Here is a 12,528-nt window from a genome sequence, read left to right as displayed (position 1 = left end):
GCCCTAGAACACCACCAGCGCCCGGCCTCCCCTGCCCGCCAGCATGTTCTCGAACGCGCCCGGGATCCCCTCCAGCGTGATGCGTTCCGTCACCAGCGCCCCCAGGTCGAGGCGGCCCGCGAGGACATGTCCCGCCAGGACGGGCAGGTCCTCGGCCGGGTTCGAGTTGCCGTAGACACAGCCCGCCAGGGTGCGGCCCCAGTGGAAGATCTCCAGGGCGTTGAAGGTGACCTGCTGGTCCTTGCCGCCGATGCCCACGACCGTCGTACGGCCGCCGCGGCGCGTGGCATCCCAGGCCGCGCGGATGGTGGCCGCGCGGCCCACGCACTCCACCGCCACGTCGACGCCCTGCTTGTCCGTGAGCCCGCGGATCTCACGCGGGGTGGTGTCGGAGGCGAGCACATAGTCGGTGGCGCCCGCCCGCCGGGCCAGCTCCTCCTTGGCGGGCGACACGTCGACCGCGACGATCCGCTCGGCGCCCGCGATCCGGGCCGCCTGCACGGCCGCGAGGCCCACCCCGCCGACGCCGAACACCGCCACCGTCTCCCCGGGCCGCACCCGGGCCGCATGGTGCACGGCGCCGTAGCCGGTGAGGACGGCGCAGCCGAGCAGGGCCGCGTCGGCGAGCGGCACCCCGTCCGGCGCCGGCAGCACACAGGAGGCCGCCACCACCGTCTCCTCGGCGAACGCGGCCACGTTGAGGCCCGGGTACAGATCGCTCCCGTCGTCCGCGCGCCGGGCGTGGACGTCCCCGGAGCCGTTCAGCGCGTTCGCGCAGAGCCACACCTCTCCACGCGCGCAGGCGTGGCAACCACCGCAGGACGGCGCCCAGTTGAGCACGACCGAGTCGCCCGGCGCGACATGGGTGACGCCCTCTCCCACGGACACCACCGTCCCCGCGCCCTCATGGCCGAGGACCGCGGGCACCGGCACCCGCATGGTGCCGTTGGCCAGGGACAGGTCGGAGTGGCACACCCCGGCGGCGGCCAGCCGGACGCGTACCCGGCCGGGGCCCGGTCCCGGCAGCTCGATGCCGGTGACCTCCAGCGGGGCGCCGACGGCGGGCAGGACAGCGGCACGGACCATCTCGCTCAGCCTTCCTTGAACTGCAGGGACTTGGTCTGGAGATACTCGGCGAGCCCGTGCACACCCAGCTCACGGCCCACCCCCGACTGCTTGTAACCGCCGAAGGGGGCCCGGGGGTTGAAGCGGCCTCCGTTGATGTCGACCTGACCGGTCTCCAGCCCGCGCGCGAACGCGGCCGCCTCCGCGTCGCCGCCCGCCCAGACGGCGCCGGCGAGTCCGTAGACCGTGCCGTTGGCGATCCGCAGCGCGTCCGCCTCGTCCTCGTAGCGCAGGATCGACAGCACCGGGCCGAAGATCTCCTCCTGGGCGATCGTCATCTCCGGGGTGACGTCGGCGAAGACGGTGGGCCGGACGTAGTAGCCGCGCTCGCGCGGGGCGGCCGGGCCGCCCGCGACCAGGCGCGCGCCCTGGGCCACGCCCTGGTCGATGTAACCGCGCACCCGGGCCTGCTGCCGGGCGCTGACCAGCGGGCCGATGCGGTCGCCGTACTTGTCCGCGGCCGTGGCGGCCAGTGCGACCGCCTCCTCGTATTGGTCCCGGTGCACCAGCATCCGGGTCCAGGCGCTGCACGTCTGGCCGGAGTTGGCCATCACGTTCGCGACGCCGACGTTCACCGCCCGCGCGAGGTCCGCGCTCGGCAGGATGACGTTCGCCGACTTGCCGCCGAGCTCCAGGGCGACCTTCTTGACGGCCGCACCCGCGGTGGCGCCGATCTGCCGGCCCACCGCCGTGGATCCGGTGAACGAGACCAGGTCGACGCCCTCGTGTCCGGCGAGCGCCTGGCCCGCGACCGGGCCGAGCCCGGTGACGAGCTGGAACACCCCGGCCGGTACGCCCGCCTCGTGCACCGCCTCCGCGAAGAGCTGGGCGGTCAGCGGGGTGTCCTCGGCGGGCTTGAGGACGACGGTGCAGCCCGCGGCGAGCGCCGGGGCGACCTTGGCGACGATCTGGTGGAGCGGGTAGTTCCAGGGGGTGATGGCGCCCACGACACCGACCGGCTCGTGGTACACGACGGAGTTGCCGACCTTCTCCTCGAAGGCGAAATCGGCGGCGAGTTCGGCGTACGTGCCCGCCACCGCGATCGGCAGGCCCGCCTGGACGTTCCGGGAGAACTCAGGGGGCGACCCCAGTTCGGCCGTGACGGTCTCGGCGATCTCCTCCAGGCGGGCGGCGAGCACGTCCCGCAGGGCGCCGAGGCGCTCGGCCCGCCGGGCGGGCGGGGTGGCGGCCCACGCCGGGAGGGCGGCCCGCGCGGCCTGTACGGCGGCGTCGACGTCCTCGGCGGTGCCCGCCGGGACCCGGCCGATGACCTGCTCGTCCGCCGGGTTCACGACGTCGATGGTGTCCCGGCCGAAGGCGGGGCGCCAGGCGCCGTCGATGTACATGCCGTCATGTGCCTTCATCGTCGTCCTTCCGGGCGGGCCGTGAACGAGGCCTAAACTAGCGCTGTTAGTTTTGCGGCGCCAGGTCCCTCACCGACGTGGCCGGTCGGTCCGGCGTGTCGAGCGGCAGGAGGTCGACGGGCACGCCGTTGAGCACCGCGTTGCCCGACAGCGGGTCGAGCAGGCTGCCGTCGAGGAGCTGGTTGACGTTGACCCCCGGATCAAGGGCCGCGTGGCTCATCCGGGTGCCGGGCCGGTCATGGCCCCAGCCGTGCGGGAGGCTCACGACCCCGCGCCGGACGGTGTCGGTGATCTCGACGGGCGCGGTCACCGCTCCCCCGGCGCCCCTGACCCGGATCGGCGCACCGTCGACGAGCCCGAGCCGCTCCGCGTCCTCGGGGTGGACATGCAGGGTGCAGCGGTTGGAACCACCCGTCAGCGCGGGCACGTTGTGCAGCCAGCTGTTGTTGGACCGCAGATGGCGCCGTCCGACGAGCACCAGCCCGGCGGCGCGCTCGCCCAGGGCCTGCCTCAGCCGCGGCAGATCGCCCGCGATCGGCCCCGGCAGCAGTTCGACCTTGCCGCTGACAGTCTTCAGCGGCTGCGGCAGACGGGACGTCAGCGGGCCGAGGTCGATGCCGTGCGGATGGGCGAGCAGCTTCTCCAGGGTGAGCCCGTCGGGCCGGGACCCGAACCCGTCGCCGTACGGGCCGAGGCGCAGCATCATGTCCAGTCGCCGCTCGGGGCCGTTGTCCCCGGTGAGCTGCGCGGCCAGTTCGCGCGGGTCGCGGCCGTGGACGGGCGAGCGGGCCTCGGTGGCCGCCTTGCCGAGGGTCTGGTCGATGACCATCGTGTCGACGGCGGCCGGATCCGCGCCGTGCATGCCGGTGGCGGCGAGGACGAGCCGCGCGAGGATCTCGGTTTCCGCCATACGGCCCGCCTCCAGAGGCACGGCGGCACGGGTGTAGCGGACCTGGTTGCGCACGGCGAGGGTGTTGAAGGCGAAGTCGAAGTGCGGCGCCTGGGAGGGCGGGGGCGGCGGCAGCACGACATGCGCGTGGCGCGAGGTCTCGTTGAGGTACGGATCGACGCTGACCATGAAGTCGAGCGTGCCGAGCGCCTTGTCGAGGCGGTCGCCGTCCGGGGCGGAGAGCACGGGGTTGGCCGCGACGGCGATGACGGCGCGGATCGGGCTGCCCTCGCCGGTGGCGGTGTCGATCTCCTCCGCCAGCGCGGAGATGGGCAGTTCCCCCTTGGCCTCGGGGTGCCCGCTCACCCGTGACTGCCAGCGGCCGAGCGCGAAGCCGCGTCCGGGTCCGGCGGGGCGGGGGGTCTTGTCGGTGGCCGAGAGCGGGAAGAGCGCGCCGCCCGGCCGGTCCAGGTTGCCGGTGAGGACGTTGAGCACGTCGACCAGCCAGCTGGCGAGGGTGCCGTGCGGCACGGTGCAGCTGCCGATGCGGCCGTAGACGGCGGCGGTGGGCGCGGCGGCCAGCTCCCGGGCGAGGGCCCGGACGACGTCGGCCTCGACGTCGCACGCCGCGGCGACGGCCTCGGGCGTGAAGTCCCGGACTGCGGCGGCCACATCCTCGACACCCTGAACATGCGGGGCGAGCTGCCCGAGGTCCACGAGGTCGTCCTCGAAGAGGACCTGGGTCATCGCCGCGAGCAGCAGGGCGTCGGTGCCCGGACGGACGGCGACATGGCGGTCGGCGAGCCGGGCGGTGCGGGTGCGGCGCGGGTCGATCACGGTGAGGGTGCCGCCGCGGGCCTTGAGCGCCCTGAGCCGGCCGGGGAAGTCGGGGGCGGTGCACAGACTGCCGTTGGACTCCAGGGGGTTGGCGCCGATGAGCAGCAGATGATCGGTGCGGTCGAGGTCGGGCACGGGGATGGCGCCGGCGTCGCCGTACAGCAGTCCGCTGGAGACGTGCTTGGGCATCTGGTCGAGGGTGGACGCCGAGAAGAAGCTGTGGGTGTGCAGACCCGCGAGCAGCAGGGGCGGATAGAGGCCGCCGGCCACGGTGTGCACGTTGGGGTTGCCGAGGACGACGCCGACGGCGTGCGGCCCGTACTGCTCGACGACCGGCCGCAGCCCGGCGGCGACGGCGTCGAACGCCTCCTCCCAGGTTGCCTCGCGCAGTACGCCGTCCCGGCGCACGAGCGGCGTGCGCAGCCGGTCCGGGTCGGCGTCGGCGGCCCCGAAGGAGGCGCCCTTCGGGCAGATGAAGCCCTTGCTGAACACGTCGTCCCGGTCGCCGCGGGCGCCGGTGACCCGGGTGCCGTCGATGGTGAGCGTCAGCCCGCAGGTGGCCTCGCAGAGGGGGCAGATACGCAGAGCGGTGCGGGGCACGGGTCCTCCCGGAGGGCGGCGGCGGTGGCACACGGACGGGCCGAGCATACCGACCGGTATGGACGGAGGGGAGGGGGCACGGTGCACGTCCCCTCCCGCACCCCCGGGACTCGTCGGCATGCGCGGCCCTGGCCGGCCGTCGTACCGCTTCTCAGTCGAGGGCCCGCTCCAGATAGGCGCGCAGGAGCGTGCGCGCCTCGGCGATGATCCGCTCGTCGCCCGCGAGGTCCATCCGGAAGGCGAGATGGACCAGGGTGTCGGCCGTTTCGACCGCGACCAGGAACATCCGCCGCAGGTCCTCGTCCGGTTCACGGTCGATGTACGCCGACAGCAGGCCCGAAAGACGGTCGGCGACCCGGTGGTTGGGCTCGGCGTGGCGGGCACCGACCGGGATCTGGTTGCCGAAGTCGACGAGGGAGAAGCCGGGTGCCGTGCGCTTCATGTCCAGGTACTCGTCGAGCACCGCGTCCATGGCCGCGCGCCAGCCCCCGTCGCCCCCCGCCTCCGCGAGGCGGCGGGTGACGCGCTCGGTGTAGCGCTCCAGGTTGCGTTCGGCGAGGGCGTCGACCATCGCCCGCTTGTTGCCGAAGAAGCGGTACACGGAGCCGATGGGAACGCCCGCGCGCAGGGCCACGGCCCGGGTGCTCAGGGCGTCGTAGCCGACCTCGTCGAGCAGGTCGGCACATGCGTCGAGGATTCTGGTCAGTCGTTCCGCGCTACGGCGCTGAACGGGCGCGCGGCGCAGCGATGTCGCGTGGGGCACGGGCTTCATGATGCCTCTCCGCCGGGGTCCGGTGAACCTCGCCCGTTGGTACGCAGATGGATGGCACCAGCACTCATCGGGCGCCGGGAAAGGCCTCCTCGGACCGGGCCTACCGGCGCTCCCGCAGGACCGTGATGACGCGCTCGCACCAGTCGCGGTTGCCCTGTTCGAAGGCCAGGCCGCGCAGGCACGTCAGATAGGGGCCGATGCGGTGGCCGTGACGCAGGAACTCCTCCTCCGTGCGCTCACCGCGCATGCCGCGGAGCAGCTTGCCGAAGAGGTCGATCTTGGCCTGGGCGAAGGCGGCACGCTCGGTGAGCCGGGCGATCAGGGCCTCGGTGTCGACATGGTCGGCGGCCTGGACCTTGACGAGCAGGTCGTCCCGGATGAAGGAGGGCCTCGCGGACGCGGCCGTGAACTCCTCCAGCTCCGCGAGCCCGGCATCGGTCACCTGGAACAGCCGTTTGGTGGGGCGGGTCTCCTGGACCACCGCCCGGCCCGCGATGAGCCCGTCCTTCTCCAGACGGGTCAGCTCGGCGTAGAGCTGCTGCGGCTGGGCGTGCCAGAAGTTCGCCACACCGAGGTCGAACGCCTTGGTCAGCTGGTACCCGCTGAGCTCGCCGTCGAGCAGCGCCGCCAGCACGGCATGCCGTAGCGCCATCGGATCGCCTCCCTCACACCTCTGTCGCCGGACACCCACCCATGATAGTCATGAAAATGACTAATCCAATCCATGACTATGGAGGGGTGAGCACGCCATGAACGCTGCCGACCGATTCCGCGACGCCATCGACAACCGGGACCTCGCGGCCCTGGACGACCTGTTCACCGAGGACATCCGCTTCTACAGCCCCGTCAAGTTCACCCCCTTCGAGGGCAAGCCGATGGTGCTGGGCCTCTTCGGGGTCCTGCTGCGCACGTTCAAGGACTTCCGTTACGTCGGCCGGTACACCGGAGCCGCGCAGACCAGCACCGACGGCACGTCCGCCCCGTCGGAGGTGCTGCTCTTCCGCGCCACGGCGGGCGGCAAGGAGATCCACGGAATAGATCTGCTGCACTTCGACGACGACGGCCGGATCAAGGAGTTCACCGTCATGGTCCGCCCCCAGTCCGCCGTGCACGCCCTCGGCCAGGCGGTCCTCGCCGGCCTGGTCGAGGACGGCCTCGTGCCGGCGCCCTCCGGCCGATAGCCCCACACCCCGCCCGTCGCCGGGGGCCCCGAGAGGGGCCTCGGCCGACTCCGGGAAGCCGCCACGCACTTCGGGCCTACGGGTGCCCGGGCCCCGGCGTCCACTTCGTCCCCGAGGACGTGATGGCGGCCGTGCTCTCCACCGGCTTGCCGTGCACCGCCCAGATGGTCCGGTCGTCCGCGTAGAGCCGGGCCGTGACGTGGTGTGTGCCGCGCGGGACCAGGGTGGCGGGGAGCCGGTAGGCGGTGACGCGCAGCCAGGTCACGGAGCGGCCGTCCAGCGAGAGCCGGGCGACACCGCGACCCGCGACGGCGACCGGACTCACCCCGGCGTCCGAGAAACGGAAGTGGCGGAACCTCAGCCGTACGTCCCTGCCGTCCCCGGAGTCCGGCCGGACCTCGACCGCCACCCGGGGCGCGCCCTTCGGGTCGACATCACGGTAGTGCCGCCCCTCCCCGTCCGTGCCGCGCAGCACCGTGCCCACCGGCGAGGCCGTCGCCCCGCCCTTCCCCTCGTGGACGGCGTCCGCGCCGCAGCCGGCGGAGCCGCCGATCAGGGCACCCACCGCGAGCGCGGCGAGCAGTCCGCGCCTGAACGCCATGCCGGCGAGCGTAGGGCAGTCCCCCGGCGGCCGGATCCCCCTGGAGGCGGGTTCCTGTGTCCTCCGGAAGTGCCGCGCGGCCCTCGCACTTCCCGCTCCCCCTTGCGCACCCGACCCCCGAATCCTACGGTGATACATAGGAATCAACGACCAGGGAGCGGTGATGAACGGGGACGCGAGGAAGACCGCGGAGGGGCTGTCGTATCTCTCCGGTTTCGGCAACGAGCACAGCTCGGAGGCGGTGCCGGGCGCGCTGCCCGAGGGCCGCAACTCCCCGCAGCGCGCCCCGCTCGGGCTGTACGCGGAGCAGTTGAGCGGGACGGCGTTCACCGAGCCGAGGGCGCACAACCGGCGTTCGTGGCTGTATCGCATCCGCCCCTCGGCGGCCCACCCGGCGTTCACCCGCGCCGACAACGGCACGCTGCGCTCGGCGCCCTTCACGGAGGCGGTGCCCGACCCCAACCGGCTGCGCTGGAACCCGCTGCCCGAGCCGGCGGCGGGCACGGACTTCCTCGCCGGGCTGTGGACCCTCGGCGGCAACGGCGACGCCACCCTGCGCACCGGCATGGCCGTGCACCTCTATCACGCCAACGCCTCCATGGACCGGGTCTTCAGCGACGCGGACGGCGAGCTGCTGATCGTGCCGGAGCGCGGCGGGCTGCTGCTGCACACCGAGTTCGGGATGCTGCATGCGGAACCCGGCGAGGTGGCGCTCGTCCCGCGCGGTGTCCGCTTCCGTGTGGAACTGCTCGACACGGGCTCCGACGGCGGCGAGGGCCCGACGGCCCGTGGCTACGTCTGCGAGAACTACGGCGCCCCCTTCCAGCTGCCCGACCTCGGCCCGATCGGCGCCAACGGCCTGGCGAACGCCCGTGACTTCCGTGCGCCGGTCGCGGCATACGAGGACGTCGAGGGGCCGGTCGAGGTGGTGAACAAGTTCTGCGGCAACCTCTGGTCGGCCGTCTACGACCACTCGCCGCTCGATGTCGTCGCCTGGCACGGAAACCATGTGCCGTACGTCTACGACCTGCGCCGCTTCAATGTGATCGGCAGCATCAGCTACGACCACCCCGACCCGTCCATCTTCACGGTGCTGACCTCGCCGAGCGACACCCCCGGACTGGCGGGCGTCGACTTCGTGGTCTTCGCGCCGCGCTGGCTGGTGGGTGAGAACACCTTCCGGCCGCCGTACTTCCACCGGAACGTGATGAGCGAGTACATGGGGCTCGTCGAGGGCGCCTACGACGCCAAGGCGGAGGGCTTCGTACCGGGCGGGGGCTCGCTGCACAACATGATGTCGGCGCACGGTCCGGACCGGGAGACGTTCGAGCGGGCGAGCGCGGCCGAGCTGCGGCCGCACAAGATCGACGACGGACTGGCGTTCATGTTCGAGACCCGCTGGCCGGTGACCCTGACACCGCACGCGGCCCGCGCCGAGCACCTGCAACACGGGTACGACGAGGTGTGGCGAGGTCTCGAACGTCACTACCGCCCGTTGCACTGAGCGCCGTCGACCGGTACGGATAGCCCGTGACCTCCTTTGCCCCCGACTCGATCGTTCTGAACCGCAAGCTGCCGCTCTGGTACCAGGTGTCGCAGTCACTGCGCGCCTCGATACTCGGCCGCTCGCCCCAGGACCCGCTGCGCCTGCCCACCGAGGAGCAGTTGGCCGGGCACTACGGGGTGAGCGTGCTGACCATGCGGCAGGCGCTGAAGGAGCTGGAGGACGAGGGCCTGATCAGCCGCCATCGCCGGCGCGGCACGTTCATCGAGCCCAGTGCGAGAAGAGGCACCCCGGTGCGGCTGCTGGGCTCGGTGGACGCGATCGTGGCCCAGCAGTCCGGTATGACGACCGAGCTGCTGGACCGGGGCACGGGCCCGGTGCCGGCCGAACTGGCCGAGCACTTCCCGGATCTGCGCGAGGTGGCGACGTATCACCGGCTGCGCAGCGACGAGAAGACCGGCGAACCCACCAACCACGCCCGCAACTACGTCCGTCCCGAGCTGGCGGAGCGCATCGACCGCGAGGATCTGCTGCGCTGGCCGATGACCAAGGTGCTGCGGGACGTGGCCGGCGCGGACATCAGCCGCATCACGGACACGGTCGAGGCGCGGCTCGCGGACCCGGAGACGGCCCAGTTGCTCGACGTCCCGCTGCTCAGCCCGATCCTGCACTACACGGGTGTCACCTACGACACCTGCGGGCGGGCCCTGGACGTGGCGGTGATCCACTACCGGGGGGACCGCTTCTCCTTCACGGTCACCCTCGAGGCCACCTGAGCACGTCGTACGATGCCCGGCGTGACGCACGACGACGCACCGCTGCTCGCGGACCTCATGCCGTGGTCCGTCGCACCCGTGCGGCCGGGCCGTGCCTGGCCGTCGGCGCCCGACGCGGCCTGTCTGAAGGCGCGGTGGGACGCCCTGGTGAAGGCCGAGGGGCCCGACCGTGAGGCGCTGTTCGAGCCGACGCGCTCCCGCACGCTCAACTCGGCGGTCGGACAGCTGCCGGGCCAGTCCAGCGGCACGGAGAAGCTGGCGCGCGCCGCCGGTCCCTGCCCGCAGCCGGTGCGCGTGCTGGCGGCGCCCTTCGACGAGCAGTGGCTGATCCCCGACCACCGCCTCATCGATGTGGCCCGCCCCGAGCTGTGGCGGGTCGCGGACGAGCACCAGGTGTTCGTGGTGGAGACGGCGGCGGACACGGGCGGCCCCGCCCTGCTCGCGACGTCCCTGCTGCCGCTGCTGCGCCCCGGCTGCATCCGCCCGCTGTACCGCCGCCCCGGCGGCACGGAACCCAATCTGGCGCCCGGCCTCCTGGAGCATCTGCACGGCCGGCTGGGCACGAGGCCCGCCCCGGTGGACGTCCTCGCCTGGATCACGGCGATGACGCGCCCCGGACCGGACGGGCTCGCCGTGCCCCTCACCGCGAGCCCCGAGCACTTCTCCCGTGGTGTGGAGCTGGGCCGGCGCCTGCTGTGGCTGATGCGACGCGACGGCGAGCGCCCCAAACTGCCGGGCGGCCGCCGCCCGTACGTCCGCGCCCCGCTGCCCTCCCGGCCCCTGACCCTGCACTACGACCCCGACGAGGAGACCCTCCATCTCGACGAGGGGCGCATCTCCCCGGTGCCGAGGCAGGCCTGGGAGTTCGAGGCGGGCGGGGTCCGGGTCCTGGAGCAGTGGTTCGCGGCCCGCACCGCGCAGGGCGAGCCCGGCACACTGACGGCGATCCGCCCCGTGACCTGGCCGCAGACCTGGACCTCGGAGCTGCTGGAACTGATCACGGTGCTGGCGCTGCTCGCGGAACTGGACCCGGCGCGGGAGGAATTGACGCCCGGTGAACCGATCACGGCCGGGGATCTGCGCGCGGCGGGCGTGCTGCCGGTCCCGGACGCGGCCCGGGTCCCCGCCTCCGTGCTCGACCACCACGAGGAGGGCCCGGAGGGGCAGTTCGTGCTGCTGTAGTGCCCCGCCAGGCCGCGTGCGCGGCCGGGGCACGCGCCCCCGCTCTCCGGCCCGCCGGTCGACGAGGCGCGTGACCTCGGTGCCGGCCTGCTGACAACGCCGCCCTCCGCGGGTCATGATCCCGCCCATGGACCTTCTTCCGTTGCCCCTGGAGGGCCTCACCGTCGTCGCCGTCGAGCAGGCCGTCTCGGCCCCCTTCGCCACCCGTCAGCTCGCCGATCTCGGCGCTCGGGTGATCAAGGTCGAGCGGGTCGACGGCGGTGACTTCGCGCGCGGCTACGACACCGCCGCCCGCGGTCTGGCCTCGCACTTCGTGTGGTGCAACCGCGGCAAGGAGTCGATCGCCCTGGACCTGAAGGATCCGCGGGGCCTGGACGTCGTACGGCGGCTGATCGCGGACGCGGACGTGTTCGTGCAGAACCTGGCCCAGGGGGCCGCGGCCCGCCTCGGCCTGGACGCGGCCACGCTGTGCGCGGCGCACCCGCGACTGGTGGCCGTGGACATCTCGGGCTACGGGGCGTCCGGGCCGTACGCGGACAAGCGGGCGTACGACATGCTCGTGCAGTGCGAGGCGGGGCTGGTGTCCGTGACCGGGACGCCCGGGCAGCCCGTCAAGGCCGGCATTCCGGCGGCCGACATCGCGGCGGCCATGTACGCGTTCTCCGGGGTGCTCGCGGCGCTCCTCCGGCGGGGCACGACCGGGCGCGGCGGCCCGGTGGAGATCTCCATGCTGGAGGCGCTGGCGGAGTGGATGGGCCATCCGCTGCACCACACGATGCATGACGGCACGCCACCGGCGCGCACGGGTCTGGCGCACGCCGTCATCGCTCCCTACGACGCCTATCCGACGGCGGACGGCGGCCGGGTGCTGCTGTCGGTGCAGAACGACCGGGAGTGGCGGCGCCTCGCCGAGCAGGTGCTCGGGCAGCCGGAGCTGGGGGACGACCCGGCGTACGCCATGAACGCGGCACGGGTGGCCCACCGGGAACGCACGGACGCGCTCGTCGCGAAGGCGCTGGGCGCACTGGACGCCGACGAGGCGATGGCCCGGCTGGAGGGGGCGGGCATCGCGTGCGCACGTCTGAGAGATCTGCGGGAGCTGGCCGCGCATCCGCAGCTGGCGGCCCGGGAGCGATGGCGGGGGGTGGGGACTGAGGTGGGGACGCTCAGGGCACTGCTGCCACCGATCACGCTGCCGGGCGGGAACGAGGCACGGATGGGGGACGTGCCCGCGCTCGGGGAGCACACCGAGGCGCTGCTGCATGCCGTGGGGATGACGGACGACGAGATCGCAGCGTTGCGCCGGGACGGTGTGGCGGCCTGAGCGCGGGCCTTGCGAGCGCCCGCGGCGGGGGCGCCATGAGCAACGCCGGTGGCGCTCAGCGCCCGCCGAACAGCGTACGACGCAGGCGGCGCAGCGGCGCGAAGAGCGAGACCTTGCTCACGCGCGCACCCCTTCCGCTGCGCTCGTGCGCGGGGCCACGTGCGGTCAGCTCCCGCATCAGGGACGTCGCCTCGGCCGTCTCACGCTGCGGCACGGCAGGACCTGCCAGCACCGAGAGATGGCGGTCGAGGCGCGCGCTGGTCGCACTGCTCCCGCACGTGATCGCAGGGACCCTCGCCCTGCTGCGCACTGTTATCTGTTCCATGTCACTCCCCACCCGTACGAGTCCACCCGGCCCGGGCAGGCTAACCCT

Annotated in this window: 12 protein-coding genes; 5 read left to right on the top strand and 7 right to left on the bottom strand. The window is 73.1% G+C overall.

Translation table 11 applies throughout. The features are described 5' to 3' along the window. Positions 1 to 3: 3 nt before the first annotated feature. From ACFYX0_RS19015 to ACFYX0_RS18995, 5 genes are all read right to left on the bottom strand, one after another. On the bottom strand, positions 4 to 1,086 hold the full coding sequence (locus ACFYX0_RS19015; protein WP_388971572.1) for a Zn-dependent alcohol dehydrogenase: 1,083 nt from the start codon (positions 1,084 to 1,086) through the stop codon (positions 4 to 6). 5 nt (positions 1,087 to 1,091) lie between these two features. After that, the gene (locus ACFYX0_RS19010; protein WP_388971570.1) at positions 1,092 to 2,489 is read right to left on the bottom strand and encodes an aldehyde dehydrogenase family protein; all 1,398 of its coding nucleotides are present in this window, start codon (positions 2,487 to 2,489) and stop codon (positions 1,092 to 1,094) included. A gap of 46 nt (positions 2,490 to 2,535) precedes the next feature. Continuing rightward, positions 2,536 to 4,815: a molybdopterin oxidoreductase family protein gene (locus ACFYX0_RS19005; RefSeq protein WP_388971568.1), complete on the bottom strand. Its 2,280-nt coding sequence runs from the start codon at positions 4,813 to 4,815 to the stop codon at positions 2,536 to 2,538. Positions 4,816 to 4,966: 151 nt separating this feature from the next. Continuing rightward, positions 4,967 to 5,587, bottom strand: a complete 621-nt coding sequence (locus ACFYX0_RS19000) for a TetR family transcriptional regulator (RefSeq protein WP_388971566.1) — start codon at positions 5,585 to 5,587, stop codon at positions 4,967 to 4,969. 100 nt (positions 5,588 to 5,687) lie between these two features. After that, positions 5,688 to 6,239, bottom strand: coding sequence for a PadR family transcriptional regulator (locus ACFYX0_RS18995; RefSeq protein WP_355908870.1), 552 nt, complete (start codon positions 6,237 to 6,239; stop codon positions 5,688 to 5,690). Positions 6,240 to 6,336: 97 nt separating this feature from the next. Between ACFYX0_RS18995 and ACFYX0_RS18990 the strand changes: the two genes are divergently transcribed. Beyond that, a complete protein-coding gene (locus tag ACFYX0_RS18990; protein ID WP_388971564.1) occupies positions 6,337 to 6,768 on the top strand; it encodes a nuclear transport factor 2 family protein in 432 nt (143 codons plus the stop codon). Between the two features lie 76 nt (positions 6,769 to 6,844). On the opposite strand, the gene ACFYX0_RS18985 is transcribed toward ACFYX0_RS18990, so the two are convergent. Then, the gene (locus ACFYX0_RS18985) at positions 6,845 to 7,369 is read right to left on the bottom strand and encodes a hypothetical protein (RefSeq protein ID WP_388971562.1); all 525 of its coding nucleotides are present in this window, start codon (positions 7,367 to 7,369) and stop codon (positions 6,845 to 6,847) included. Between the two features lie 163 nt (positions 7,370 to 7,532). On the opposite strand from ACFYX0_RS18985, the gene hmgA reads away from it, so the two are divergent. From hmgA to ACFYX0_RS18965, 4 genes are all read left to right on the top strand, one after another. Continuing rightward, positions 7,533 to 8,873, top strand: coding sequence for a homogentisate 1,2-dioxygenase (hmgA, locus tag ACFYX0_RS18980; RefSeq protein ID WP_388971560.1), 1,341 nt, complete (start codon positions 7,533 to 7,535; stop codon positions 8,871 to 8,873). Between the two features lie 26 nt (positions 8,874 to 8,899). Then, complete coding sequence (locus ACFYX0_RS18975) at positions 8,900 to 9,649, top strand: GntR family transcriptional regulator (RefSeq protein ID WP_355908858.1); 750 nt, start codon at positions 8,900 to 8,902, stop codon at positions 9,647 to 9,649. A gap of 12 nt (positions 9,650 to 9,661) precedes the next feature. After that, positions 9,662 to 10,831, top strand: coding sequence for a type ISP restriction/modification enzyme (locus ACFYX0_RS18970; protein ID WP_388971558.1), 1,170 nt, complete (start codon positions 9,662 to 9,664; stop codon positions 10,829 to 10,831). A 127-nt stretch (positions 10,832 to 10,958) separates the two neighbouring features. After that, a complete protein-coding gene (locus ACFYX0_RS18965) occupies positions 10,959 to 12,155 on the top strand; it encodes a CaiB/BaiF CoA transferase family protein (protein WP_388971555.1) in 1,197 nt (398 codons plus the stop codon). Positions 12,156 to 12,210: 55 nt separating this feature from the next. Here the strand turns inward: ACFYX0_RS18965 and ACFYX0_RS18960 are convergent, their stop codons facing one another. Beyond that, the gene (locus ACFYX0_RS18960) at positions 12,211 to 12,480 is read right to left on the bottom strand and encodes a hypothetical protein (protein ID WP_311696739.1); all 270 of its coding nucleotides are present in this window, start codon (positions 12,478 to 12,480) and stop codon (positions 12,211 to 12,213) included. Positions 12,481 to 12,528: the final 48 nt, after the last annotated feature.

Origin of the sequence: Streptomyces sp. NPDC002573 (genome assembly GCF_042889625.1) — a bacterium.
Classification (GTDB): domain Bacteria; phylum Actinomycetota; class Actinomycetes; order Streptomycetales; family Streptomycetaceae; genus Streptomyces; species Streptomyces gibsoniae.
The sequence above is the reverse complement of the archived record's forward strand: the minus strand, read 5'-3'. Positions and strand labels throughout refer to the sequence as shown.